Source organism: Streptomyces sp. NPDC057638 (assembly GCF_042800315.1).
Lineage (GTDB): Bacteria > Actinomycetota > Actinomycetes > Streptomycetales > Streptomycetaceae > Streptomyces.
Map to the genome: position 1 here is coordinate 1 of NZ_JBHVHF010000067.1, position 23153 is coordinate 23153.

At 71.4% G+C, this 23153-nt stretch carries 26 protein-coding genes; 11 read left to right on the forward strand and 15 right to left on the reverse strand.

The window, feature by feature from the left end; genetic code table 11:
• The first annotated feature begins 117 nt into the window (after positions 1 to 117).
• Positions 118 to 483 carry a hypothetical protein gene (locus ACFVIM_RS12540; protein ID WP_384300672.1) on the forward strand — a complete coding sequence of 122 codons (366 nt, stop codon included), beginning with the start codon at positions 118 to 120 and terminating at the stop codon, positions 481 to 483.
• Here ACFVIM_RS12540 and hemC read toward each other — a convergent pair.
• A complete protein-coding gene (gene hemC, locus ACFVIM_RS12545) occupies positions 480 to 1427 on the reverse strand; it encodes a hydroxymethylbilane synthase (protein WP_384300698.1) in 948 nt (315 codons plus the stop codon). The genes ACFVIM_RS12540 and hemC overlap by 4 nt on opposite strands.
• 162 nt (positions 1428 to 1589) lie before the next feature.
• On the opposite strand from hemC, the gene ACFVIM_RS12550 reads away from it, so the two are divergent.
• Positions 1590 to 2144, forward strand: a complete 555-nt coding sequence (locus ACFVIM_RS12550; RefSeq protein WP_384300673.1) for a VOC family protein — start codon at positions 1590 to 1592, stop codon at positions 2142 to 2144.
• Positions 2095 to 2937, forward strand: a complete 843-nt coding sequence (locus tag ACFVIM_RS12555; RefSeq protein ID WP_384300674.1) for a MerR family transcriptional regulator — start codon at positions 2095 to 2097, stop codon at positions 2935 to 2937. Before ACFVIM_RS12550 ends, ACFVIM_RS12555 begins: the two co-directional genes overlap by 50 nt.
• A 14-nt stretch (positions 2938 to 2951) precedes the next feature.
• Here the strand turns inward: ACFVIM_RS12555 and ACFVIM_RS12560 are convergent, their stop codons facing one another.
• From ACFVIM_RS12560 to ACFVIM_RS12605, 10 genes are all read right to left on the reverse strand, one after another.
• Entirely contained in the window at positions 2952 to 3179 is a 228-nt protein-coding gene (locus ACFVIM_RS12560; protein ID WP_384300675.1) for a helix-turn-helix domain-containing protein, read from the reverse strand.
• 1 nt (position 3180) lies between these two features.
• Entirely contained in the window at positions 3181 to 3774 is a 594-nt protein-coding gene (locus ACFVIM_RS12565) for a DUF2975 domain-containing protein (RefSeq protein ID WP_384300676.1), read from the reverse strand.
• A 175-nt stretch (positions 3775 to 3949) separates the two neighbouring features.
• Positions 3950 to 4738 (reverse strand): ABC transporter permease, encoded by a 789-nt coding sequence (locus ACFVIM_RS12570; protein ID WP_384300677.1) that lies wholly within the window; start codon positions 4736 to 4738, stop codon positions 3950 to 3952.
• A 56-nt stretch (positions 4739 to 4794) separates the two neighbouring features.
• Positions 4795 to 5790: an ATP-binding cassette domain-containing protein gene (locus ACFVIM_RS12575; RefSeq protein WP_384300678.1), complete on the reverse strand. Its 996-nt coding sequence runs from the start codon at positions 5788 to 5790 to the stop codon at positions 4795 to 4797.
• A gap of 202 nt (positions 5791 to 5992) precedes the next feature.
• Complete coding sequence (locus tag ACFVIM_RS12580) at positions 5993 to 6835, reverse strand: DUF4097 domain-containing protein (protein WP_384300679.1); 843 nt, start codon at positions 6833 to 6835, stop codon at positions 5993 to 5995.
• A gap of 82 nt (positions 6836 to 6917) precedes the next feature.
• Positions 6918 to 7439, reverse strand: coding sequence for a hypothetical protein (locus tag ACFVIM_RS12585; protein ID WP_384300680.1), 522 nt, complete (start codon positions 7437 to 7439; stop codon positions 6918 to 6920).
• 302 nt (positions 7440 to 7741) lie between these two features.
• Positions 7742 to 8827 carry a protein kinase family protein gene (locus ACFVIM_RS12590; RefSeq protein WP_384300681.1) on the reverse strand — a complete coding sequence of 362 codons (1086 nt, stop codon included), beginning with the start codon at positions 8825 to 8827 and terminating at the stop codon, positions 7742 to 7744.
• 281 nt (positions 8828 to 9108) lie between these two features.
• Complete coding sequence (locus ACFVIM_RS12595) at positions 9109 to 10575, reverse strand: amino acid permease (RefSeq protein ID WP_384300682.1); 1467 nt, start codon at positions 10573 to 10575, stop codon at positions 9109 to 9111.
• A gap of 265 nt (positions 10576 to 10840) precedes the next feature.
• Positions 10841 to 12208: a dienelactone hydrolase family protein gene (locus tag ACFVIM_RS12600; protein WP_384300683.1), complete on the reverse strand. Its 1368-nt coding sequence runs from the start codon at positions 12206 to 12208 to the stop codon at positions 10841 to 10843.
• Between the two features lie 358 nt (positions 12209 to 12566).
• Positions 12567 to 13571, reverse strand: a complete 1005-nt coding sequence (locus ACFVIM_RS12605) for a helix-turn-helix domain-containing protein (RefSeq protein WP_384300684.1) — start codon at positions 13569 to 13571, stop codon at positions 12567 to 12569.
• Positions 13572 to 14524: 953 nt separating this feature from the next.
• On the opposite strand from ACFVIM_RS12605, the gene ACFVIM_RS12610 reads away from it, so the two are divergent.
• Positions 14525 to 15625, forward strand: coding sequence for a hypothetical protein (locus tag ACFVIM_RS12610; protein WP_384300685.1), 1101 nt, complete (start codon positions 14525 to 14527; stop codon positions 15623 to 15625).
• A gap of 63 nt (positions 15626 to 15688) precedes the next feature.
• Positions 15689 to 16771 (forward strand): glycosyltransferase family 4 protein, encoded by a 1083-nt coding sequence (locus ACFVIM_RS12615; RefSeq protein ID WP_384300686.1) that lies wholly within the window; start codon positions 15689 to 15691, stop codon positions 16769 to 16771.
• Here ACFVIM_RS12615 and ACFVIM_RS12620 read toward each other — a convergent pair.
• Genes ACFVIM_RS12620 through ACFVIM_RS12635 form a run of 4 tightly spaced genes read right to left on the reverse strand, consistent with a single transcriptional unit; the run spans position 16761 to position 17946 of the window.
• The gene (locus ACFVIM_RS12620; RefSeq protein WP_384300687.1) at positions 16761 to 17120 is read right to left on the reverse strand and encodes a hypothetical protein; all 360 of its coding nucleotides are present in this window, start codon (positions 17118 to 17120) and stop codon (positions 16761 to 16763) included. The genes ACFVIM_RS12615 and ACFVIM_RS12620 overlap by 11 nt on opposite strands.
• A gap of 3 nt (positions 17121 to 17123) precedes the next feature.
• The gene (locus ACFVIM_RS12625; protein ID WP_384300688.1) at positions 17124 to 17546 is read right to left on the reverse strand and encodes a hypothetical protein; all 423 of its coding nucleotides are present in this window, start codon (positions 17544 to 17546) and stop codon (positions 17124 to 17126) included.
• Positions 17543 to 17755: a hypothetical protein gene (locus ACFVIM_RS12630; RefSeq protein WP_384300689.1), complete on the reverse strand. Its 213-nt coding sequence runs from the start codon at positions 17753 to 17755 to the stop codon at positions 17543 to 17545. The genes ACFVIM_RS12625 and ACFVIM_RS12630 overlap by 4 nt, the downstream gene beginning before the upstream one ends.
• The gene (locus ACFVIM_RS12635) at positions 17755 to 17946 is read right to left on the reverse strand and encodes a hypothetical protein (RefSeq protein WP_384300690.1); all 192 of its coding nucleotides are present in this window, start codon (positions 17944 to 17946) and stop codon (positions 17755 to 17757) included. Before ACFVIM_RS12635 ends, ACFVIM_RS12630 begins: the two co-directional genes overlap by 1 nt.
• A gap of 155 nt (positions 17947 to 18101) precedes the next feature.
• Here ACFVIM_RS12635 and ACFVIM_RS12640 point away from each other — a divergent pair, with 155 nt between their 5' ends.
• The 6 genes from ACFVIM_RS12640 to ACFVIM_RS12665 all read left to right on the forward strand — a co-directional run bounded on the left by ACFVIM_RS12640 (position 18102) and on the right by ACFVIM_RS12665 (position 22754).
• Positions 18102 to 18824 (forward strand): GntR family transcriptional regulator, encoded by a 723-nt coding sequence (locus ACFVIM_RS12640; protein WP_384300691.1) that lies wholly within the window; start codon positions 18102 to 18104, stop codon positions 18822 to 18824.
• 643 nt (positions 18825 to 19467) lie between these two features.
• Complete coding sequence (locus ACFVIM_RS12645; RefSeq protein ID WP_384300692.1) at positions 19468 to 20487, forward strand: transcriptional regulator; 1020 nt, start codon at positions 19468 to 19470, stop codon at positions 20485 to 20487.
• A gap of 99 nt (positions 20488 to 20586) precedes the next feature.
• Positions 20587 to 21141, forward strand: a complete 555-nt coding sequence (locus tag ACFVIM_RS12650; RefSeq protein ID WP_384300693.1) for a GNAT family N-acetyltransferase — start codon at positions 20587 to 20589, stop codon at positions 21139 to 21141.
• 141 nt (positions 21142 to 21282) lie between these two features.
• A complete protein-coding gene (locus ACFVIM_RS12655) occupies positions 21283 to 21582 on the forward strand; it encodes a hypothetical protein (protein ID WP_384300694.1) in 300 nt (99 codons plus the stop codon).
• On the forward strand, positions 21579 to 21824 hold the full coding sequence (locus ACFVIM_RS12660) for a hypothetical protein (protein WP_384300695.1): 246 nt from the start codon (positions 21579 to 21581) through the stop codon (positions 21822 to 21824). Before ACFVIM_RS12655 ends, ACFVIM_RS12660 begins: the two co-directional genes overlap by 4 nt.
• Positions 21825 to 21893: 69 nt before the next feature.
• Positions 21894 to 22754, forward strand: coding sequence for a GNAT family N-acetyltransferase (locus ACFVIM_RS12665; protein WP_384300696.1), 861 nt, complete (start codon positions 21894 to 21896; stop codon positions 22752 to 22754).
• Positions 22755 to 23153: the final 399 nt, after the last annotated feature.

Below are 23153 nucleotides of genomic sequence, written 5' to 3' on the forward strand. Positions count from 1 at the left end.
GTCTCCGTCGTCATCCCGGACGGGCCCGACCGCTACACCCTCGCGATCAGCCCCCGCCCCGCCCGGGTCCTCTACATCCGCCCCTTCTTCCACCTCCACCCCACGAGGAGATGAGCCATGCCCCGTACCGGACGCGACCACGTCCACACCGACAAGACGACCGTCATCGCCCGCTACTGCGAAGGCGAATCCATCAAATCCCTCGCCGCCGAGTACCACGTCAGTGATGCCTGGATGAAGAAACAGCTCACCACCTGGGGACTGCCGGTACGCGGCGTCCGCGAAGCCCGTATCCTCCGCGCCCGAACCCAGGACCCCCTCATGACCGAACAACAGCCCCCCACCTGCGAGACCTGCGACGACCTCGTCACCGCCGAACACGAAGCCCGCACCGCCCACGACCACTCCGCCGCCACCGACGCCCGCGTCCTCCTCCACCGACACCAGCAGCACAGCCCCGACCACCGGCCCCTCAGCCCTTAGGGCCTGTCGGCGCTCACACCCCGCACCGCGTCCAGAATTCCGTGTGCCCCCTGCCCGATCAGCTCTCGGGCCACGGCCGCGCCCAGCTTCTCCGGTTCGGTCACCGGGCCTGAGGCGGTCGCGGTGACGCGTTGGGTGCCGTCCAGCGAGGTGACCTGGCCCGTCAGGGTCAGGTTCGCGCTCCGGGTCACCTGAGCGTGGGCGCCCACCGGGACGCTGCACCCGCCGTGGAGTTCGGCGAGGAGCGCCCGTTCCGCGCGGACGGAGGCGTCCACATCCCGGTCCCCGGCTGTGGACAGGATCCGGCGCAGCGGCGCGGAGGCGTCATCGGTGCGGACCTGGATGCCGAGGGCGCCCTGGCCGGGGCTCGGGGGGAACAGGTCCAGCGGGAGCAGCTCGTCGATCGCGTCATCGAGGCCGAGGCGGCGCAGGCCCGCGACCGCGAGGACCACGGCGTCCAGGCCCATCGTCTCCCGCTTGCGCAGGCGCGGCGGAACATTGCCCCGGATCGGGACGATCTCCAGGTCCGGGCGGACCGCCAGGAGCTGCGCCACCCGGCGCGGCGCTCCCGTACCGACGCGGGCTCCCTTGCGCAGCCCGGCCAGGGTGGACCCGCACAGGGCGTCCCGTACGTCCTCGCGGCCCGGAGGGGCCAGCACCGTCAGGCCCGGCGGGTTCGCCGTCGGCAGGTCCTTCAGGGAGTGGACCACCACGTCCACCTCGCCCCGGACGAGCGCGGCCTCCTGCTCACTGCTGAACGCCGACCCGCCATGGGCCAGCGAGACGCTCCGCAGGGCGGAGGAACGGTCCCGGTCACCGCCCTCCAGGATCACCCGGTGGGTGAAAACGGTCTCCGGAAAACGGTCGCGCAGGGGCCGCAGATACTCGCGGACCTGCGCCTTCGCGAGATTGCTGGCGCGTGAACCGACGACGTACGTCACCATGGCGACCCCATATCCCACGTCTGTCAGGGTGTCACCAGGCTAGGTGCCCACCAGCCGTGCACATACAGACACGAGGTCGGAAACGCCCACCACCTCCGTATGAGCGCTCCGGGCGACATCCGGCTTGACCCTCACGTTGCGTCAGGCCGGAAGGTGAGGCCCATGAGCGACTACTACGACGCGTTCGAGATGAGTCCCGTGCCGCCTCCCGGGCCGGACGCCGTGGCGCCGGAGCTGTTCCGGGGGATCTATGGGATGCCCGCGTTCGTGACGATCCCGACGGACGATCTGGCGGCGTCGGTGGACTTCTGGGTGCGGGGGCTCGGGTTCTTCGAGTTGTTCGGGGTTCCCGGGAGGCTGGTGCATCTGCGGCGGTGGGCGTTCCAGGATGTCCTCCTGGTTCCGGCGGAAGGCGTTGCGGCGGAAGGCGTTGCGGCGGAGCGGGGGGCGGCGGAGGTGCCGGGGATGAGCTTCAGCTTCTCGTGTGTGCTGGATCAGGTGGACGCCCTGGTGGAGAACTGCCGGGCGCTGCGGCCCGACTCGGTGCGGGGGCCGAGGGATACTCCCTGGAACACCCGCGATGTCGAGGTGATCACGCCGGAGAACGTACGGATCGTCGTCACCGCCGCGAAGCCCTTCGATCCGGAGAGTCAGGAGGCACGGAACCTTGCGGCCATCGGGATCACCCCGCCCGGCGACGCCGGAGTACCCGCCTGAGGACTCCGCCGACGGCCTGACCGTCGGGCAGGTCGCGGCGCGGCTGGGGGTGACGGTCCGGGCGCTGCATCACTGGGACGCGGTCGGGCTGGCGCGGCCGTCGCTGCGGACGGCCGCCGGGTACCGGCTCTACACCACCGGTGATCTGGAGCGTCTCCACCGTGTCGTGGTCTACCGGGAGATCGGTCTGGGGCTGGACCGGATCCGGGACGTCCTGGATGGATCGGCGGCGGACGTGCCCGGTGCCCTGCGGGCGCAGCGCGCCCAGGTCGCTGAGCGGATCGAGCGGCTCCAGCGGCTCGGGGACGGTCTTGACCGGATGATCGACGCCCATGAGCGCGGCGTGCTGCTCACCGCCGAGCAGCAGAGCTCGGTCTTCGGGCCGGACTGGGATCCGGACTGGTCCGCCCAGGCGCGGCAGCGCTACGGGGAGACCGAGCAGTGGCGCCAGTTCGCCGAACGTTCCGCCGCCCGTGGCCCGGAGGAGTGGCGGGCCGTCTCCGACGCGGTGGCCGCGCTCGACCGTGAGCTGGGGCAGGCGATGGCGGCCGGTGTCGCCCCGGGCAGCCCGGAGGCCGACCGTCTGGTCGAGCGGCACCGCGCGGTCTTCGCCGCGTACTTTCCGCTGACCCGGCGGATGCAGGTCTGTCTCGCCCGCCGGTACGAGACCGATCCGGGCTTCGCCGCCCACTACGACGGCGTCCGGGCCGGTCTCGCCGGGTGGTTCCGCCGGTGCGTCGACGCCAGCGCGCGGGCTCATGGGATCGATCCCTCCACGGCGACCTGGGAGTAGGCCGCCGGACGGTGCTAAGCCGTGTCGTCGTGGGTGATCAGGTCGCCCGGCTGGCACCGGAGTACCTCGCAGAGCCGTGACAGGGTCGAGAAGCGGATCGCCTTCGCGCGTCCGTTCTTGAGCACGGACAGGTTGACCACCGTGATGCCCACCTGTGCGGAGAGTTCGGTGAGGGTCATGCCGCGTTCGGCGAGGACCCGGTCGAGATGGATCCGGATGGCATGGGGCTCCTCCTCGGGCATGTCAGATCGTTCCTTCCAGGTCCTCTCGCATCCGCACACCCTCGCGCATGATCTTCCCCATGATCAACGCGGTGAGGCCGGCGAGGACCAGCACCATCGGCCCGTCGACCTCGGGGCCGGAACCCGTGACGGGGGCCATGCTCTCGGCCAGCCAGGAGTTCGACCAGCCGACGAAGAGCCCGGCCAGCGGGGTGCCGATGGCGACCAGCCAGCCGAGGGCGGAGAGCCGCCGGGCCACCTCTTCGGTGAACGGCCCTCGCGCCACCACGGACTTCAGCAGCTGGGAGAAGAGCAGCAGCGCGAGGGAGCCGAAGAGCAGCCAGGGCAGTTCGCCGCCCAGACCGGCGGCGCGCTGGGCTCCGGTGGGGTTCTCCTGGCAGAGCCGGGTGGCGCTGCTGGACGCTTCCACGCCCTTGGCTATCGGCAGATCGTCCGCGAAGGCGGAGTTGCCCCAGAAGTCTGTCTGGACGCAGACCGCGCCGTCGTCGAGCAGGTGCGTGATCCCCTTGCCGGCGAAGGCGAGCCCGCAGATCACGGCCAGGGCGAAGGTCACCGAGGCGAGAGTCGTCGTCAGTCGCATGTTGTCCCCCTGCATGCTTATCGTTTTTCGATAGGTCCGAGAGTAGAGGACCATATCGATAATCGACAAGTCCAGGGGTGGAACGGCCCGGGTCGGCGCGGAACGACGCCGGGGCGGCGCCCACCGACCTGATGTCGGAGTGACGCCGCCCCCGGGCGGAGTGCAGTGCGGTACGGAGTGCGGATCGCGGTCACTTCGGGTCGCGGTTGTACACCGCCTTCGACCAGCGGTAGCCGAGCACCGTCAGGGCCAGGCACCAGGCCACGGCCAGCCATCCGTTGTGGCCGATCTCGGTGCCGAGCAGCAGCCCGCGCAGGGTCTCGATGGCCGGGGTGAACGGCTGGTACTCGGCGACCGGCTGGAACCAGCCCGGCATCGCGTCGATCGGGACGAAGGTGCTGGAGACCAGCGGCAGGAAGATCAGCGGCAGCGCGTTGTTGCTGGCGGCCTCCGCGTTCGGGCTGACCATGCCCATCCCGACCGCGATCCAGGTCAGCGCCAGGGCGAACAGCGCGAGCAGCCCGAACGCCGCGACCCACTCCAGCGGCGTGGCGTCCGTGGCGCGGAAGCCGATGGCCACACCGACGGCTCCGACGAGGACCACGCTGACGACCGCCTGGAGCACACTGCCGATGACATGCCCGATGAGGACGGAGCCGCGGTGGATCGCCATGGTGCGAAAGCGGGCGATGATGCCCTCGGTCATGTCGTTGGAGACGGATACGGCGGTGCCGATCACGGTGCTCCCGATGGTCATCAGCACCAGACCCGGCAGCAGATACGCGACGTAGTCGGTGCGGTCGGCGCCGCCGCCCAGACCCCCGCTCATCACGTCGCCGAAGATGTAGACGAACAGCAGCAGCAGGACGATCGGGGTCAGCAGCAGGTTCAGGGTCATGGACGGGTAGCGGCGGGCGCGCAGCAGGTTGCGCCGCAGCATCGTGGACGAGTCACGTAGGGCGAGGGAGAGGGAGCTCATCGGGCGACATCCTTCGGCTGAGTGGGCTGGCGGGGCGGGGGAGCGGCGGAGCGGGGTTACTGGGATCGGCCGGGCTGCTGCGGCACGGTGTTGCCGGTCAGGGCGAAGAACACATCGTCCAAGTCGGGTGTGTGGACGGTGAGTTCGTCGGCCTCGATCCCGGCCGAGTCCAGCCAGTCGAGGATGGAGCGCAGCTCGCGCTGACTTCCGTCGCTGGGAATCTGGAGCGCCAGCGCCTCGTCGTCCCGGGCGGCCTCGCGCAGGGTGCCGGTGGCGCGCTGGTACGCGGCCGGGTCGCTGAAGCGGAGCCGGATATGGCCCCCGGGGATCAGCCGCTTCAGCTCCTCGGCGGTGCCCTCGGCGGCGATCTTGCCGCCGTTCAGCACCGCGATACGGTCGGCGAGCTGGTCGGCCTCCTCCAGGTACTGGGTGGTGAGGAAGACGGTGACGCCGTCGGAGACCAGCTCGCGGATGATCTGCCACATGTTGTGGCGGCTGCGCGGGTCGAGACCGGTGGTCGGCTCGTCCAGGAAGATGATCCGCGGGCCGCCGACGAGGGTCATGGCGATGTCGAGACGGCGCCGCATCCCGCCGGAGTAGCTCTGGGCGGGCTTCTTGGCGGCGTCGACGAGGTCGAACCGCTCCAGCAGTTCGGCGGTGACCCGCCGCCCGTCGCCCTTGGACAGATGGTGGAGATCCGCCATCAGCAGCATGTTCTCCTCGCCGGTGATCAGCCCGTCGACGGCGGAGAACTGTCCGGTGACCCCGATCGCGGCGCGCACCCCGTGCGGCGAGGCGGCGACGTCATGGCCCGCGACATGGGCCCGCCCGCCGTCGGCGGAGATCAGGGTGGAGAGGATCTGCACGGTGGTGGTCTTGCCCGCGCCGTTGGGGCCGAGCAGCGCGAAGACCGATCCGGCCGGGATGTGCAGGTCGATGCCGTCGAGCACGGTCTTGTCACCGTACGACTTGCGCAGACCGGTGGCGGAGACGGCGGCGGGCGACTGCGGGCCGCTCTCGCGACTGGACATGGGCATGACAGAAGAAGACATGGGGTCCTCCCGTTCGAGGGCTGACGAGACTGGGGGGGTGGGGCGCGGTGGGCCCGTCCGCCGGGGGCGGGCACCAGTGAGGCGGGGGCCCGGCCCGCCGGGGATCGGGGCGGGCCCGGGCGCGGGGTTCGAGGCCCGCGCGGGGTCCGGGGAGCCGCGCGGGGTCCGGGGAGCCGCGCGGGGTCCGGGGAGCCGCGCGGGCTCAGACCCGGGCGCGGAGGATGTCGATGTTGCCGTGCCGGGTACGGGCGCGGATCTTGACCGTCTCCTCGGCCTCCCCCGGGGCCTCGGACGCCGTGAGCGAGTTCCGCACCTGCGCGGAGCCGGAGTTGACGTCGAGCCAGGCGGCCGTGCCCTCGCGGACACCGACCTCGATGGCGCCGAAGTTGGTCTCCAGCTCGACCGTGCCCCGGGCCACCTCGCCCACCCGCACGGTGCCGTGGGTGGCGGTGATGTCGAGCGAGTCCTCCGCGCGCCGGACCTCGATGTCGCCGAGGGCGCCGCGCACCCGCAGCGCACCGGTCGCGGCGCCGACGGTCGTCGTCCCGTGCGAGTTCTTCAGGGTGCCGGTCCCGTCGATGAGCCCGACCCGCAGGCTGCCGGAGCTGGTGGTGATCTCGGCCGGGCCCGCCACCCGGTCCACGGTGATCGAGCCGTGCGTCGCGGTCAGCGTCAGCGGGCCGGTCTCGTCCAGGCGGACATCACCGGAGGAGGTCTTCACCCGGGTCTCGCCGAGCCGCCCCTCACCGAGCACCTGGGCCCAGGCGCCGGTCATGTCGACGCGCGAGCCGGTGGGCAGTTCCACCGTCACATCGACGATGCCGGTGCGGCCGAACAGATTGGGCTTGGGCGTCCGTACGGTCAGGACGCCGTTCGCGTAGCCGACCTCGGTCTGCTCGGCGGTCCGCACATCCAGCTCCTTGCCCGGGTCGCGGGGCTTGACGTCGACCTGGGTGTCGAGGCGCTTGTCCGCGGCGAACCGGATGGAACCGGCCTCCACACGAGCGGTGACCGAGATCGCTTCGGGGGTGTCGAAAGAAGGCATGGCTGTCCCGTCCTCTTGGGTCTTCAGGGCGTCCCCGCTGGTGGGACGTGATGAAAAGGGAAGTGGTGCGGGCGGGCGCGCTCTAGCGCGCCCAGCCGGTGATGCTCTGCCCGACGGTGTGGGTCGGGCTCGTGGCCCGCGGCCGGGTGCCGCCGTCGACGGCGGCCGATACGGTCCGCACCAGCCACGCGTTGACCGAGAGGCCCTCGCGGTTCGCGACCTCCTCGGCGCGGGCCTTGAGGTGCGCGGGCAGTCGCAGGTTGACGCGGGCGGTGCCGCCCTCGTCCCCGTCGGCGTACGCCGGTGCCGCGACCGGTTCGGCGGGCGCGGCGGCCCGCTCCACGAGGGCGGCGGCGTCGGCGGCCGGCCGGGTCACGACGAAGTCGGGGTCGAGCCCCCGCAGCCGTACGTCGACGGAGCCGGGGGCGAGGTCACGGGTGATCTCGTCCATCGCGGCGGAGAGCACGTTGAGGAGCGTCAGCCGGGTGGCCGACTCCAGCGGAGCGAGGAGTCGCTCGGCCAGCTCACGGGCGTCTTCCCCGCCGGCTTCGGCGGCCACCGCGAGTTCGCGGCGGAGTGTGTCGACATACGGGGTGAGGTCCATGCCGCAATCATGGCACCACTATGGCGCCATACGCAAGCCCTATGGCGCCGCAGTGGTGGCACACCTGGCAGCAATGGCTCTGACCTGTGGAAATGTCATGCGCCAGACCGTGTCATTGTGGCACCACGCCCGCCAGGAGGCTCCGCGTGGCGCCATGCGGCGTCATGGAGTGCCATGTGGCGCCATGCTGTGCCACCCCGGCGCCGGGTGACGCCATGGCGCCTCGCACATGGCACCTCGCGCATGGGCCCCGCCGCGCATGGGCCCCCGCTCACGACCCCGCCGCTCCGGCGGACCCCGCCTCAGAGGCCGGCCAGCAGCCGTCCGATCTCCTCCGCCGGATACGCCGTCTCCCGGCTCTGCTCCATCAGCCGCATATGGAAGTCCGTCACCACCGCCGTCAGCGGCGCGTGCCGCGTGATGATCGACGCCGCTCCCGGCGGGGTGCCCTCGGGGAGCGGCGCGCCCGCGGCACAGGCGCGGATCAGCGCCTCGCGTTCCGCGCGCTGGTGGCCGTAGACCGTGGTGACCAGCCAGTTCACCAGGTAACCGGCGGTGTAGGAGCGGTCGTACGTGGCGTGGTGGGCGAAGAAGGAGCGCTCGGCCGGGGAGAGGTCGAAGCGGGAGGAGAGCGCGAGGCCGAAGTCGGCGACGTAGAGCCGGTGGCCGTCGGTGAGGAGGTTCCCGAAGTGGGCGTCGAAGTGGATCAGCCCCCGCTCACGCATAAAGGCGGCAGCGGCGGCCAGCTCGCGTTCCACGAGGGCGTACGCGCCGTCCGCGCCCGCCGTCCCGGCCCCGGTCCGCTCGGTGAGCCAGGTGTGCAGGTCGTACGGGAGGTACTCCAGGAACAGCGCGAGGCTCGCCGTCGAGTCCCGCACTCCCTCGATCCGCTCGCGCACCCCCGCGCCGCCGCCCCAGTAGGCCACGGCCGCGTCCACGTCCTGGAGTTCCTCCGGGAGCGACGGCGCCGGGTCCGGCACCACACGCCAGTGGTACATCAGCGGAAAGCCCTCGTACTCCCCCGCCAGCGCCCAGTGGGTGGCCATGGTGTGCGCGGCCAGCTCACGCCACGCGCCGACGCCGGGGCTGCCGGGGCTGCCCATGCCGTACTGGCAGAAGACGGGCAGGTCGTGGAGGTTGGCGGTGGACCGCAGGTGCTCGGGGCGGAGTTCCCGGTCGGTGAGGGGGACGCGTTTGACGAAGACCGGAGTGCCGTCGACGTCCAGCAGGGCGGACGTCCCGCCGATGCCGGAGCCGAGGGGCGCGGCCGAGTCGAGGAGTTCCGCGATCCGCTGGTCGCTGAGCAGGGCCAGGGAGGTGGCGGCCGTGGCGTGGGCGGCCCTCCGGGCGGTGAGGGAGGGGTCGCGGGGTGTGACCGTCGTCGGCATAGGCGTGCTGACCTCGTTTCCGTGGTTCTCCGCGCCCCCGTGGCCACCGCGTCGGGCGCGGGTTCCACGGGCGTGGCGTCCCCGCGCGCCGCAGGGTTGTACGGAGAACCGATCACGAGGTGCGCATGGTTCCCGTGGTGCTGACGGGATCAGCCTGACCCCGGGTACGGCGGTCCTCATGGTGCTGACGGGATCCGCCTGACCCCGGGTACGACGGTCCTCATGGTGCTGACGGGATCCGCCTGGCCCCGACGGCTCGGGGTCCGGCGTCGGGGCGCGGCTCAGTCCGCTCGCGGTGCCCGGCGCCGGACCAGTACCGCGTACGCCCCGGCCAGGACCAGCGCGGCCGGGATACCGACGTAACACGCCATGCGCATCTCCGGCACGTACAGGCCCGTCGCGTACACCGACAGCAGCGCCGCGATCCCCAGCAGCGGGGTCAGCCGCCCGCCCCGCAGATACAGCGTGGACGGCGGGCGGTGCGCGTCGCGGCGGAAGGCGAGCAGGGTGGCCAGGATGATGATCCAGACCGCGACGATCCCGAAGGTGCCGAGCGCCAGCAGCACCGAGAAGACCCGCGAGCCGAAGAGGGCCGTCAGCCCCGCCGTGACCAGGAAGCCGACGGCCGAGACGAGGACCGCGCGGCGCGGGACGCCCTGGCCGGTGGTGGCACCGAGGGCGCGTGGGGCCTGACCGTCGGAGCCCAGGGAGTGGAGCATGCGGCCCGCCGCGTAGAGGTTGGCGTTGGCGGCGGAGAGCGCGGTGATCAGGACGATCAGATTGGTGACGGTGGCGGCGGCCGGGATCCCGGCCGCGTCGAACATCGTCACGAAGGGGCTGGTCTCGGTGGAGTGGCCCCCGGCCAGCTTGGGCCAGGGCATCACGGCCAGCATCACCGCGATGGCACCGAGGTAGAAGAGCGAGAGCCGCAGCACCAGCGAGCGCAGCGCCGTGCGCAGGGACGGGCCGGGCTCCTTGGCCTCGGGGGCGGAGATCGCGACCAGTTCGATCCCGGCGAAGCTGAACAGCACGATCGACATGACCAGCCAGATCGCGAGGGTGCCCTCGGGGATGAAGCCGCCGTGGGCGGTCCAGTTCGCGACACCGGTCGCGGGCCGGTCCGGGAGCCCGAAGACGATCAGTACGACCCCGATGACGATAAAGGCGACCACCGCGAACGCCTTGATCGCGCTGAGTACGGACTCGGTGGAGCCGAAGTTCTTCACCCCGACCGCGTTGACGCCGGTCACGGCCGCCGCGAAGACCAGCACCGCCAGCCACAGCGGCACCTCGGGCCACCAGAACCGCAGATAGATCGCGGCGGCGACCATCTCGCTGCCAATGCCGACGATCACCGCGAGCCAGTAGATCCAGCGGACCGAGAACCCGGCGAACGGCCCGAGATAGCGCCCGGCCAGCGCCCCGAAGGAGCCGCGCACCGGCAGCGCGCTGACCATCTCGCCGAGCGCGAAGGCCACGGTGAGCGCGATCAGCGCGCCCGCCGCGTAGGCGATCAGGACACCGGGACCGGCGACGGAGATCGCCGAGCCCGCGCCCAGGAAGAGCCCGGTGCCGAGCGCGGAGCCGAGCCCGAGCAGCGCCATCTGCCGCCGCCCGAGCCCGCGCCGCAGCTCACCGCCCGCACCGCGCTCGGCGCTGACGCCGCTCTCACCGCTCGCGCCGGCCGCCGGGGATCCGCCGTCGTGGGGCGCGCGCTCCGGGGCGCACGGGTTCGACGGCTGACTCATGGGGGCGGCTCCTGCTTCGCATGGGGATGTCTTCGATGATTTCCCATGTCTGGCTTATCGCCAAAATTCATGACGGAGGGTGGCCGGGGGGCTCATCTGGGTGCGGGACCGACGCACGCGGGCGGGGTCCCGTAGAGGGGCCCGTACCGACGTGACCCCGTCCCCGTACGTACGGGACCCCGTCACGCCCGCAGCCCGCTCGTACGCGCCCCCTCAGGCATCCGCGTCAGACACTCGCGCGAGACACCCCCATCAGGTACCCGTGTCAGATACCCGCGTCCGGGCGCTTCGCGATCTTCAGCCCCTTGGGGATCGCGGGCAGGATCCGCTCCTTCGAGGTGATCTCCCGCACCGTCCGGGGATCGGTGAGCGTGGCGCGCGGAGTGTCGCGGAAGGTGACCGCCGGGCCGCCCTTGCGCAGATTGCCGCCCTTCGGAGCGAGCCCCGTGAGCGCGGGAAGGCGGTACGAGGGCGCCTTCCGCAGCGCCTGGTGCAGGAAGTCCGCCGTGAGCTGGGCGACCTGGGCGCGGGCGGCGGCCGGGCTGGCGACCTTGGCGGCCTTGCAGCCACCGATGGTGCCGCCGGGGTCGGTGGCGGCGAGGTTGCTGTTGACCATACGGTGGCCGGTGCCCGCGAGCAGGACGTCGGCGGCGACCGTGGTGGAGCGCGAGGCGGCGAGCTTCTTCATGGTGCCGAGGCCCGCGTCCGGCAGGACGTCCTCGTCACACGCGCCCCGGATGTTGAGGACGGGCACTTTGTGGGTGGCCTTGTCCGCGTTCTCCAGCGGCTGGATGGCGACCGCCCCGAAGAGCCCGGCCCGCTGGGCGGCCTTCGGGGAGAGGACATAGCCACCGCCCCGGCTGTGGCCGACGAGACCGACGCGCGAGGTGTCGATACGGCCCGTGAGCCCGCTGACCGCGAGTCCGTGGTTCACGCCCTTGTTCAGATCCCGGAGCAGCCTGAGGTGGGCGTCGACGAGCTGGGTGTAGCCCTTCTCCGCGTCGGTCTCCCCGCCCCACCAGATCTCGGGCGACACGACGTCGATGGCGACGGCCGCGAAGCCCTTGCGGGCGAGGGTCTCGACGGTGTGCGAGAGCCCCATGTTCTGCCGCAGATAGTCGGGGCCGAGCCCCCGCTCCGGCTTCCCCGGCCTGGCACACACCAGCGGCCAGGTCGTGGTGACGGCCCTGGGGGAGATGTAGGGGTCCTTGCCTGTGGTGACGCAGTTGTGATGGGCGCCGTGGAGGACGACGGCCACGGGGTGGGGGCCCTTGCCCCGGGGCATCCCGAGCAGCCCGTGGACCTGGGTGGGGTTGCCGCCCTTGGGGTCGGGGGTGATCTTCAGCAGACCGGGGGCGAGGCGGTAACTGGTGAGGGTGGCGCGGTCGGTGCGTAGGGCGGTGCTCCGGGGCGCGCTGGACGTCTTCGGCGCCGGGGCCGTCGTGAACGTCTGCGGGGTCTGTGCCGTCTGTGCCGTCTGTGCTGTCTGCGGAGTGGCGGGCGCGGCGACCACGGCGGGCGCGGCGGCGACGGTGAGGCCGAGCGCGGTGGCGGTGGCGGTGAGGGTCAGGAGCTGCGGGGTCTTCACAGGGGAGGAGACGGAGAAGCGGACTAACGGGTTCCCATTACCCATCCAGGACATTCCCCCCGGGCCGCGTCCCTGGCCTCTGCCCCCGCCCCTGGCACCCCACCCCCGGCCACATCGCCGGGCCCAGGCCGGTGGGTCCGGTGATACGGGAGTGGGGTGAGGGGCGGGCAGGCGGGACGCCATGGCTGTCAGGCAGGTGGGACCCTGATCGACGCCCCGCCCGTATTCCCCCGGTGCCTCCAGGGTGGCCGAGGGAGCGGGGGGCTGTCCTTAGCACTGGGTGACACGATCCTTGTGGCTCGGTGACCCCGTGCCCTTGCGGCTCGGTGACCCGCCACCGGGAGGGTTGGTCCGGCCACCGGGAGGGTCACCGGGAACGGTCCCGCCACCGGAACCCGTCCGGTCACCGGGCCCGGCCCGCCGCCCGCTGATGGCGGTACTCGCTCGGGGTCATCCCGTACACCGCCCGGAAGGCCCGGCTGAACTCCGCCGCCGCCATGCCCCAGCGCGCCGCGATGGTGTGGATGTGCTCCCCCGCCCAGAGCGGATCGGCGAGTTCGGCACGGGCCCGCTCCAGCCGGGAACGGCGGATCAGCGCCCCCACGGTGATGCCCTCCGCGCGGAAGAGCCGGTGCAGATGCCCGGTGGAGATGTGGTGGGCGGCGGCGACGGCGGCCGGGGTCAGAGCGGGGTCGGCCAGGTTGCGCTGGATGAACGCCTTGATCCGCAGCAGTGTCGTGGAGTGGCGGGTGTGCGGCGGCAGGGCGTTCTCGGCCTCCACCGCGCGGGCGAAGACCGCCGCCATCAGATCCGTGGCCACCGCGCCCAGCCGGGGCGCGTCGGTGGCGCGGTACTCGGCACGGTTCCGTACGAACTGCCGCAGGAACTGGGCCATCAGCGCGCCGACGCCGTGGCCGTCCGGCATGGGCAGCCCGATGGCCCGGTCCGCGAGCCGCCGGGGCAGCGGCAGGGCCGGCTTGGGCACCTCGATCCCGATCGTCAGCAGCCGTCCCCGGGCCGAGCTGGCCTGGATGTCGAGGGGGCGCGAGGTGTCCTGGGAGTGGAAGTGCCCGGGGTCGTAGTGGACCTCGTGGTCCCGCCGGGTCACCACACCGTGCCCGCGCAGCATCAGCGTCAGGTGGTAGCTCTCGGGGTCGGACTGCCGGATGAGCCGTGGGGTGCGCCGCATCGTGACGGCCGGGAACGCGATGGGCCACACCACCACGTCACCGAGGCTGATGACCTGCTGGCGCACCCGGAAGTCGTCCGCGTGCTCACTGCGCAGTTCCAGTGGCGCGTGGGTGCTGCCCATCAGATCGCACCAGTAGCCGAAGCGGTCCGCCGGATCGGCGTCCAGGCTGTTGTAGGTGATGGACGGCAGCGGCTGCGCTGTCGTGGGCGTACTCATGGTGGGTCCCTCCCCGGCGTACGGGAGGAGCGTCCACGGCCACGGTCCCTCCCCTCCCGCGCTGACGGTCCGGGCTCCCGCGCGCCTACGCCGTACGTAAGCCTGGGTGGTCTGTGTGACGGGAGCGACGGATGACAACGACGCCATGATGGCGAGGCCGGGGAGGGAGTACCAGGGGAGCCGAGGACTCCGGCAGGAGTCGTCAGATATGTGGCGCGATGGGGTGCGTTCGGGACGGTGCGGGAGGGTGCGGGAGGGTGCGGGACGGTGCGGGACCGGGGGCGCGGTACGGGACCGGGTGGCGCGACACGGGACCCGACAGCCCGGCCCCGGCCCCGGCCCCGACGGGCGTGGCCCTGAACCGGGGCCGGGCCCTGAACCGGGGCCGGGCCCTGAACCGGGGCCGGGCCCTGGACGCCCGAGCCCCTACAACAGGTCCCAGCCATTGTGGAATGGCTCATCGCGGGGAACTGGGGTGACGGCTGGCGCTTTGTGGAGTGTTGTGGGGCGCACGAGAAAACGAAAGCGCCCTCCTATGGTGCCCCTGGTGCGGATTGATACGGCTGTGGCGATAAACGGATGCGGCCCGATGGCAGGGAGACGCGCCTCCCTCCCCGCACGCCTCTTCCGCAGGGCACTCGCGCGGTGCAGGCTTGTCCGGTGCCACGCGGGCCAGATCACCGTTTTAGATGACATGTACCCCAGTCGGTGGCTCTCGGGTCGCTGCCGGATGGCGGTGGCCGAGCACCGCCCGTCCCTCACGGACAGGTGCGCGTACCCCCGCCCAGCTCCCCGCACGAGCATCACGGTGCCGTCCCGGCCCGCCTCCCCGGAGGTGCGGCGCGCGGCGCCGGAGCCGCCGCACCGCCCTGGTTCACAACCCGGCGCCGCCCGGAGCCGCCGCGTCCCACCCGGACGGGGCGCCCGCGCCCTGGAGCGAAAGGACGACCGCTGTGACGGACGACCAGACGAGCACCACCGCCCCCACGGGTGTGGAGGAGAGCGGTCCGGCGAACCTCGTGAAGAACGGGCGGTTCACCGAGTTCAGCCCCCACGGGTTCAACAGCATGGCGAGCGGCGGCGGCAACACCTGGCAGGGCGGCAACTTCGTCGCGCGCTACGACAACCTCGTCATCCCCCACTGGACGGTCACCTCCCTGCCCAGCTCCTACGCGTCGGGCTGGGTCCTCAACGTCTGGGAGGGCACCCAGGCCGATCTCACGCTCGACCAGGGCAACGCGCTCCATATGCACGGCTACGCGATCGGCGACTTCACCGCCTTCGCCAGCCAGGACCTCGATGTGGAGACCGGCGCCACCTACGTCGTCTCGTTCAAGCTGGGCACCAACACCTCGGCGGGCAACGCCCCGGACCCGAGCTGGCCCCAGATGGGCGTCTCGGTCAGCGTCGACAACAGCCAGGAGTACGCGTACGGCGACCGCAGCCTCTTCTTCCGGACCGGCGAGCCGCTCGCGTACACCACCCAGTGGAAGAACGAGGTGGCGAAGTACGGCCGGGAGCTGGCCCACTGGCGGGACCACAGCTTCACCTTCACCGCGCTGGAACACCGGGTGACCCTGATGTTCTACTGCCAGCAGCGCTCGCACTTCGGGCCGCTGCTCGCCGATGTGCGCTGCCACAAGCAGACGGCCCCCTTCACCGTCGTACCGGGCGGCGACGCGGTGACGCTCACACGCGGCGGCGCGCCCGGCTACCCGGGCGTACGGGTCACGGCCAACGACGGCGGCACGGTCCCGCGCGAGAAGATCACCATCACCCTCCCGGACGGCGCCGGCCTGCGGTTCGGCCAGGACGGCAGCCGCTACCAGCTCACCGTGATGCGGGCCCTGGACGAGCAGTACCACGTCTACGGACGGCTCAGCGGGAACACCCTCACCTTCGAGGACGTCGACCTGCAACTGAACGGCCTCGGCTCGACGGCCACGCTCTTCCTCCCGGTCCTGGCCGACGCGGGCGCCCGCACCGGCCCCACCTCCCTGACCTTCCAGGTCGGTGACGAGAGGTCCGCGTCCACGACGATCCACGTGCAGTAGCGCCGCCGGGCCCCGCGCGCCGGGGCCCGGCCCTCGTTCCCGTACCGAAGGAAGGACCCCTACGTGGGCCCAGCGCTACCCCGCACCGCCACGCCACCGACCGCACGGCCTCTGTCCATCGCGGCCCGGGTCTACGGCTATCCCCCGGCCCACAACGCGGGCTCCGAATGGATGCTCCACTCGATGCTCCGCCCGCTGACCGAACGCGGCCACCGGGTGACGGTCTGGCTCTCCCACCCCGGGGAGACCGACACGGCGTACGAGATCGACGGCGTCCGCGTCATCCCCTACCAGCAGGGCATCGACTTCGCCGCGAAAGCGGCCCGCGCGGACGTCCTGCTCTCCCACTTCGAGAACGTGCCCCTGGTGACCGGGCTCGCGCGGGCCCGGCGCGTCCCCGTCGTCGTCCTGTGCCACGACAACTTCGCCACCAGCTTCCACCACGCCGCCGGTGCCGACCTCGTCGTCTACAACAGCGAGTGGATCCGGCGCGACGGGGAGATCTTCTACGCCCGCTACCCACCCGAGTTCCTGCCCCGGCGGACGATCGTGGTCCGCCCACCCGTGATCGCCCGCGAATACCGCACCACCCCCGGCGACTGCGCCACCCTGGTCAACCTCAACCCCGACAAGGGCGGCGAACTCTTCTGGCAGATCGCCGCGTGGACCCCGGAGTGGAAGTTCCTGGGCGTCCGGGGCGCCTACGGCCACCAGATCACGCCCCCGCCCCGCCTCCCCAACTGCGAAGTCCTCCCCAGCGTCCCCGGCCACGAGATGCGCGCCCATGTCTACGCCCGCTCCCGGGTGATGCTGATGCCCAGCCTGTACGAGTCCTGGGGCCGGGTCGCGGTCGAAGCCTTCGCCTCCGGCATCCCGGTGATCGCCCACCCCACCCCCGGCCTGGTCGAATCCCTCGGCGAGGCGGGCATCTTCGCCTACCGCGACGACCTGAACGCCTGGATCCACGCCCTCGCCGCCCTCCGCGACGACAAAACCTGGCACCGCGCCTCCCGCCGCGCCCGCGCCCGCTCCGACACCCTGACCGCGACACCGGACCTCGATGTGTGGTGCGAGGCGGTGGAAGCCCTGGGCGCGCGGTCCCCACAGGCGAGGGTGAACGGGCGGAAGCGGGTGGCTAAGGGCTGAGGGGCCTGTGGTCGGTGTCCATATGGCGACGGAGGAGAACGCGGGCGTCGGTGGCGGCGGAGTGGTTGTAGGCGACGCGGGCGTGGCGTTCGGCGGCCACCAGGGCGTCGCAGGTCGGGCAGGTGGGGGGCTGTTGTTCGGTCGTGATCGGGTCGTTGGCTCGGGCGCGGAGGAGGCGGGCTTCGCGTACGCCGCGTACGGGGAGCCCCCAGGTGGTGAGCTGCTTCTTCATCCAGGCGTCGCTTACGCCGTACTCGGCGGCGAGGGCTTTGATGGAGGCGCCTTCGCAGTAGCGGGCGATGACGGTGGTCTTGTCGGTGTGGACGTGGTCGCGTCCGGTACGGGGCACGGGTTATCTCCTGGTGGTGCGGTTCAGGTGGAAGAAGGGGCGGATGTAGAGGACCCGGGCGGGGCGGGGGCTGATCGCGAGGGTGTAGCGGTCGGGCCCGTCCGGGATGACGACGGACACGGCGACGCCGTGGTCGAGCCGGGTACGGGCGGCGTGGTCCTCGGCGGGGTCGGTGGCCCACACCCGTATCTCCGTCGGAGCGTCGGGCACGGGGACCTGTTCGCAACGGCTGGCCCAGGGGGCGCGGTCCGGGTCGGGGTCCAGCCCGTCGGCCAGCCGCAACGCCTGCATCCGCAGCCAGGTCAGGGCGATGTCCTGCGAGCGGGTCCGCAGAGTGCCGAGGACGAACGGAACGATCTCGTCTGACCCGTGGACCGGGCCCTCGGCGATGACGTGACACAGATACGCGACAGGCGGGCCATTCACGTCGACTCGCCTTCATCGGGCGCGGGCTCGACTCGGAGTAGCCGCTCCAACTCGGCATCAAGCCGTGCCTGATGGGCCTGAGCCTCCAGGTCCCGGCTCCACTCATCGACACAGTCCGCGTCCCACCGCAGCCGCAACAGCTCGAACCCGAGCCCCAGCCTCTGCTCAGCGGCACCCAGCGCGAGGGTGAACCAGAGCCATAACCGCATCACGACGTCAGCCGCCAGTGCGCGTGCTCCGCGTTGATCTCCCGCACCCGCGCCCGCAACGACCGCAGCAACGGCGACTCCTCGTCACCGGCCCGCCTCACCAGTAACTCGCTGTCCGTGCCAGTCTGCTGCGGCTGGGCACTCGACAGATGTTCACCTCGATCATCCGAGGTGATTTTCAGATTTTTCATGGCGCATCGTCACCCATCAGGGATTGCTCACTCGCTCAACCAAGAGCGAGTGCTCTAGTGCAGTATTGGAGTGGCCGAAGTGCTCACGCTACGGATTCGAGTGCACTAGTGTGCTTGCCGACCGCGCGGTGCAACTCCCTGTGGAGGGCTGGTATATGCCGAGCCAGAAGACATTCACAAAGATCGCCGACCATTTCCGGGACCGCATACTGTCCGGTGAACTCGCGCCCGGCTCACGGCTTCCCACGAACCGGGAGATCAGCGGGCAGTGGCAGGTCGCGGCGGCGACCGTCTCCCGCGCGTTGCAGGCGCTCCAGGTGGAGAACTACATCCGGACCACTCCGCGCGGCACATTCGTGACCGATGACGGCCACTGGACACTGTCCGGGCGGGACCGCCTGACCCAGGTCCAACGGGTGAAGTCCACCCTCGCGGACGGTGAGACCAGCCGGGTGACGGTGGCCGAACTGATCGTCCCGCCCCTGTATGTGGCCGAGCTGTTCGACCTCGACCCGGGCGACCAGATCGTCCGGAGGGAATGGCTGGCCGGTCGCGGACAGGCCCGGACGATGTTCGCCACGACCTGGTACCCGGCCCAGTTCGCGGCCCTGGTACCCGATCTCCTGAGCACCGCGCCGGGCAAGAACCACGGCCTGTCCGCCCGCGTACTGGAAGCCACCGGACGCACGATCACCCACGCCCGCGACGACATGCACGCCCGCGAAGCCAGCGCCCGCGAAGCCAGCGCGCTCGGGGTGCGCGTGGGCTCCACCATCCTCGCCGGAGTCCACCGCTGGTCCGACACCGACGGAATCATCGAGTACGGGGAATGGTGCCTGCCACCCCGCATCACCATCGGCTACGAATACCAGCCCTGAGCCACACCCGGCTTGAAGGCGACCACGGGGAGCGAGTAGCCCTGCCCAACGCTCGGGGACATCATCTGGCAGGCTGCTGAGCAGGGAGGCAGGTGCAACTTCCTGCTCACTCTCGAATACCCGGCCCCTTTTAACCGAGCCCCGAGTTTTCTTCTTTGTAGATCCGAAACCCTTCACTCGCCACTCCTTCCAGACTTCCGGTTGCTCTCTAGGCAACCGCGCGAGGCAGAGGGCGAGTAGTGTCCAGAACCGTGGCAAACCCTGGCACTTGAACCTCAATGGAAGGGTGTGGTGATCAGTGGTCGAACATGAGGGATCAGGAAACGAACTCTTCCTCGATGCGTTCGAGCGATCGGGCATGAGTAAGGGGGAGTTGGCTCGTCGAGTGACCGCTCGGGGTCGGATGTACGGGCTTCTGCACATCAATCCGGATGCGAGCAGTGTGCGCAGGTGGCTGGCGGGAGGAAAGCCACGCGATCCTCTGCCGAAGATCATCGCTGATGTTTTCTCGGAACATTGCGGGCGCCGGGTGACCACGTATGACATTGGGCTGGGAAACACCCCCGACCTTGACCGATCACTGATCTACAGCTCATCGTTCCGCGAGACGGTTGAATCGGTGACCGAGCTAGGGAGAGCGGACGTGGATCGCAGGAAGTTTCTGGCCGCGACACCATTCGCGGCGGCTGCTGGCACCGGCCCTTCGCGTGACTGGCTGCTCAACGCGCTGGACCAGGACCAGCCCGCCCAACGTGGCACGCGGGTGAGGCTGGAGGACGTGACAAGTGTCCGGAACATGTTCGGGGTCTTCCAGGAGATCGATGTGATGCAGGGCGGGGGCGCCGGGCGGCTCCTGCTCACCTCCTATATGAACGCGCAGGTGTACCCCCTGCTGCGCCGGACCCACTCCGAGCAGGTGCGGCGGGCGCTGTGCGGGGCGGCGGCCGAGCAGACGTATCTGCTGGGCTGGATGGCCTTCGACAACGGCGAGCACGGGACCGCCCAGCGCTATCTCATCCAGGCGCTGCGCCTCGCGGAGGAGTCACGGGATGTGCCGCTCGGTGCGCATGTCCTGGCCGGGATGGCCGATCAGGCGACCTTGGTCGGCAGGCCGGAGGAGGGGCGGCGGCTGGCGCAGGCCGCGCGGCAGGGGGTGCGTGACGCCGATGCCAGGGCTTGTCTCGCCGATCTGTGGGCGCTGGAGGCCCGTGCGCTCGCCGTCCTCGGTGACGCGAAGGGCGCCGCCCTCGCCGTCTCCTCGTCCGAACGGGTCTTCGGGCAGGTGGAACCAGCCAGGGAGCCGGAGTGGGCGAAGTTCATCGACGCCGCCTATCTGCACGGTGAGCACGCCAACGCGTTCCGGGACCTCAAGCAGCCCGAGCACGCCGCCGAACACGCCCGCCAGTCCATCGCCCACGCGCGGACCCAGCAGCGCTCCCGGCGTGGAGCCATGTCCCAGGCGGCCCTCGCCGCCGCTCACCTCCAGAAGGGCGATCTGGAGCACGGCCACGCGGCCGGGCTCAAGACCCTGGCGCTGGCCCGCAAGGTCCGCTCCTCCCGGTGCCACGACGCCGTACGCGACGTACGCCAGCGCATGATTCCCTTCGGGGCCCATCCCCTCGTCAGCGACTTCAGCGAACGCTCACGGCTGGTGGCGGCCTAGCTCCGGCAGAGTCTGGGGAACACCGCGTAACCCGGTGGACAGGCTCAGGGCCCCGTACGGTCAGGCATGGAGTGAGAGGCCGCACCGGGAGGGGAAGCCATGGGCCTGTCCACCGAAGTCACGATCGAACGGCTCGACGGCCCGGCCGCCGTCGGGGCCGAGGGGGATTTCCGCCGGGTCTATGCCGAAGTGTTCGCCGAACCGCCGTACGAGGAGGGGGAGGAGGAGGTCGCGGTCAGCTTCCGGCGGTTCCGGGCGCAGTGCCGTGCGGACAGCTTCGCCGGTGCGGTGGCGAGGGGCGCGGACGGTGAACCGGTGGGCATGGCCTATGGGCGCGCCCTCGGCCACGACGCGGTGTGGTGGGACCACCTGACCGTTCCCGTCGCCGCCGCTATGCGCCGGGAGGACGGCCGCCGGACCTTCGGGGTGATGGAGCTGGCCGTACGCGCGCCCTGGCGGCGGCGGGGTGTGGCCCGGCGGCTGCACGCGGCCCTGTTCCAGGGGAACGGCGCGGAACGCGCTCTCCTCAATGTTCACCAGGACAATGCCGCCGCTGTCGCCGCCTACCGCGCCTGGGGCTATCGCAAGGTCGGTGAGTCCCGCCCCTGGGCCGGGGCCGACCTCCATGACGTCATGGTGCTGGAGCTGCGCTGAACCCACCCAGGAGGGCAGGGGCGCCCGGGGGCGCACCGGCCTTCTGTACTCGCTCCCACGCGCGGGCCGGAGAGAAGCGCCCCCCGTATGTCGCCCTCCTATGCTGCCTGAGGACCGGTCCGCCCCCACGGGAGGAAGAGCATGACGGCATCAGAGCACTACCTGACCATGCATATGACCGGCGGACCCATACAGGTGCCAGCCACCATTCGCCAGGTCCGCGAGGCCCTGCCCGACGAGTTGCGGGCGCAGTTCACCGCCGAGATCGAGAGCGCGGCGGCTGACCAGCTGCCGTTCACCCTGGTCCGCTGGGCGATGACCATCCCCACCGAGCACGACGACGCCGAGGAGGCCCTTCTCGCCCGTGTTCGCGCGGGTGACTTCTCCGGCGTGACCTTCGCCGACGAGCTCGGCGACGACGAGTACCGGAGCGCTGGATGAGCTACCGCGTCGCCTACGCCGATCCCGCTCAAGCTGCCCGGAACGCCCTCCCGGCCGCCGCCCGCAAGGCGTTCGACGCGGGCATCATGGCCATCGCCCACGACCCGTACGGCTGTGGATCCAGCGCGGTCCTGGGCAGCCGGGACCGGCGGGACGCGCCGATCGGGAGCATCGCCGTCGTCCGCTACGAGGTCAGCCCCAGCGTGGTGACGGTGACGATCGTGCGGGTCTCCGGCTTCTAGGACCTGGCGTCGCGACAGGCACGGGTCCCGGCCACTCCCCACCCCAGCCCCCGTCGGCGATCATGAGGCATGCTCCCGGATACCTGGCACCTCACCCACGATGTCGATGACCATCTCGCCCACGCCGGAGACTTCCTGCGTTCGCGGCCCGTCCAGCACACCATGCAGCTCTATCTGGCCGACCGGCTCCAGAAGCGCGGCGCGGACGGGCCCGCCGGCGCCGAACCCACCGTGTTCGGGCGGCTGGAGCGGGACGGGGAGGTGCGGGCCACCTTTTCGCGGCGGGCGTCGCGGATGCTCAGTACCACCGCGCTGACCGCCGGGGAGGCGGACGGGCTCGCCGCGTATCTGGCCGGGCGCGGGGAGCGGCTCACCGGGTTCAGCGGGGAGTTCGACACCGGGGCCGTCTTCGCCGACGCGTGGCGGCGGCATACGGGCGCGACGACGGAGTTCAAGCAGCGGCTGCACCTCTACCACCTGGGCACCCTGACCCCGCCGGAGCCGTTCCCCGAGGGGCGGGCGCGCCAGGCGGGCGCGGCGGACCGGGAGGAGCTGATCCGCTGGTGCCAGGGGTTCTGTGCGGCCGTCGGGGAGAGTCCGGCGCCGGACGGCGGCACCTGGGACGACTCCCGGTTCGGGGACCGGAACTTCACCTTCTGGGAGCGCGGGGACGGTACGCCCGTCTCGCTCGCCGCGGCGACCGATCTGATCGGCGGCATGGTGCGGGTGGACCCGGTCTACACCCCGGCCGACCTGCGGGGCCGGGGCTACGCGGCGGCCGTGACGGTCGCTGCGAGCCGGGCGGCACGCGCGGCGGGCGCGCGGGAGGTCGTCCTGTTCACGGACCCGGCCAACCCGACCAGTAACGCGCTCTACCAGCGGCTCGGCTTCGTCCGGGTGACCGACTTCGGCGTGCACTCCTTCTCGTAGGGGACACCGGACGCCGGTGAGCGGGCGGGGGCGCGCGGGGCAGCGAACCGTCCCCCGTACGCGTCGAGCGGTTCGATGCCCCCCGTCGCGCGGCGGGCGTCCGCGCCGGGACGCGGGAGGGGCGCGGGAGGGACACGGGAAGGACGCGCCGTCGCGCGCCCCGGCGGTCCGATGAACCGGTGAACCGGGGTTCAGCCATTTTCTCCCTCGGGGCTGGGCGGCGTGATGTCACTGTCCCGCCAGGGGGCGGACGGCCGCCCGGGGAGGACCGGATGGCGGCGGGGCCCGCGCGGGGCGACGCCGGGAGGGATGTGCGCCCCCGTGCGTCCCCGTGCGGGCGCGGGCGTGGGACGGTGGCCTCATTCGCCCCCTCACGGGTGGGATACGCGCCAATCCGTA

What these genes read in the sequence shown, in the direction of transcription:
- ACFVIM_RS12540 (WP_384300672.1), top strand. Translation starts at nt 118, where the DNA reads ATGCCCCGTACCGGACGCGACCACGTCCACACCGACAAGACGACCGTC.
- hemC (WP_384300698.1), bottom strand. Translation starts at nt 1,427, where the DNA reads ATGGTGACGTACGTCGTCGGTTCACGCGCCAGCAATCTCGCGAAGGCG.
- ACFVIM_RS12550 (WP_384300673.1), top strand. Translation starts at nt 1,590, where the DNA reads ATGAGCGACTACTACGACGCGTTCGAGATGAGTCCCGTGCCGCCTCCC.
- ACFVIM_RS12560 (WP_384300675.1), bottom strand. Translation starts at nt 3,179, where the DNA reads ATGCCCGAGGAGGAGCCCCATGCCATCCGGATCCATCTCGACCGGGTC.
- ACFVIM_RS12565 (WP_384300676.1), bottom strand. Translation starts at nt 3,774, where the DNA reads ATGCAGGGGGACAACATGCGACTGACGACGACTCTCGCCTCGGTGACC.
- ACFVIM_RS12570 (WP_384300677.1), bottom strand. Translation starts at nt 4,738, where the DNA reads ATGAGCTCCCTCTCCCTCGCCCTACGTGACTCGTCCACGATGCTGCGG.
- ACFVIM_RS12575 (WP_384300678.1), bottom strand. Translation starts at nt 5,790, where the DNA reads ATGTCTTCTTCTGTCATGCCCATGTCCAGTCGCGAGAGCGGCCCGCAG.
- ACFVIM_RS12580 (WP_384300679.1), bottom strand. Translation starts at nt 6,835, where the DNA reads ATGCCTTCTTTCGACACCCCCGAAGCGATCTCGGTCACCGCTCGTGTG.
- ACFVIM_RS12585 (WP_384300680.1), bottom strand. Translation starts at nt 7,439, where the DNA reads ATGGACCTCACCCCGTATGTCGACACACTCCGCCGCGAACTCGCGGTG.
- ACFVIM_RS12590 (WP_384300681.1), bottom strand. Translation starts at nt 8,827, where the DNA reads ATGCCGACGACGGTCACACCCCGCGACCCCTCCCTCACCGCCCGGAGG.
- ACFVIM_RS12595 (WP_384300682.1), bottom strand. Translation starts at nt 10,575, where the DNA reads ATGAGTCAGCCGTCGAACCCGTGCGCCCCGGAGCGCGCGCCCCACGAC.
- ACFVIM_RS12600 (WP_384300683.1), bottom strand. Translation starts at nt 12,208, where the DNA reads ATGGGTAATGGGAACCCGTTAGTCCGCTTCTCCGTCTCCTCCCCTGTG.
- ACFVIM_RS12605 (WP_384300684.1), bottom strand. Translation starts at nt 13,571, where the DNA reads ATGAGTACGCCCACGACAGCGCAGCCGCTGCCGTCCATCACCTACAAC.
- ACFVIM_RS12630 (WP_384300689.1), bottom strand. Translation starts at nt 17,755, where the DNA reads ATGCGGTTATGGCTCTGGTTCACCCTCGCGCTGGGTGCCGCTGAGCAG.
- ACFVIM_RS12635 (WP_384300690.1), bottom strand. Translation starts at nt 17,946, where the DNA reads ATGAAAAATCTGAAAATCACCTCGGATGATCGAGGTGAACATCTGTCG.
- ACFVIM_RS12640 (WP_384300691.1), top strand. Translation starts at nt 18,102, where the DNA reads ATGCCGAGCCAGAAGACATTCACAAAGATCGCCGACCATTTCCGGGAC.
- ACFVIM_RS12650 (WP_384300693.1), top strand. Translation starts at nt 20,587, where the DNA reads ATGGGCCTGTCCACCGAAGTCACGATCGAACGGCTCGACGGCCCGGCC.
- ACFVIM_RS12655 (WP_384300694.1), top strand. Translation starts at nt 21,283, where the DNA reads ATGACGGCATCAGAGCACTACCTGACCATGCATATGACCGGCGGACCC.
- ACFVIM_RS12660 (WP_384300695.1), top strand. Translation starts at nt 21,579, where the DNA reads ATGAGCTACCGCGTCGCCTACGCCGATCCCGCTCAAGCTGCCCGGAAC.
- ACFVIM_RS12665 (WP_384300696.1), top strand. Translation starts at nt 21,894, where the DNA reads ATGCTCCCGGATACCTGGCACCTCACCCACGATGTCGATGACCATCTC.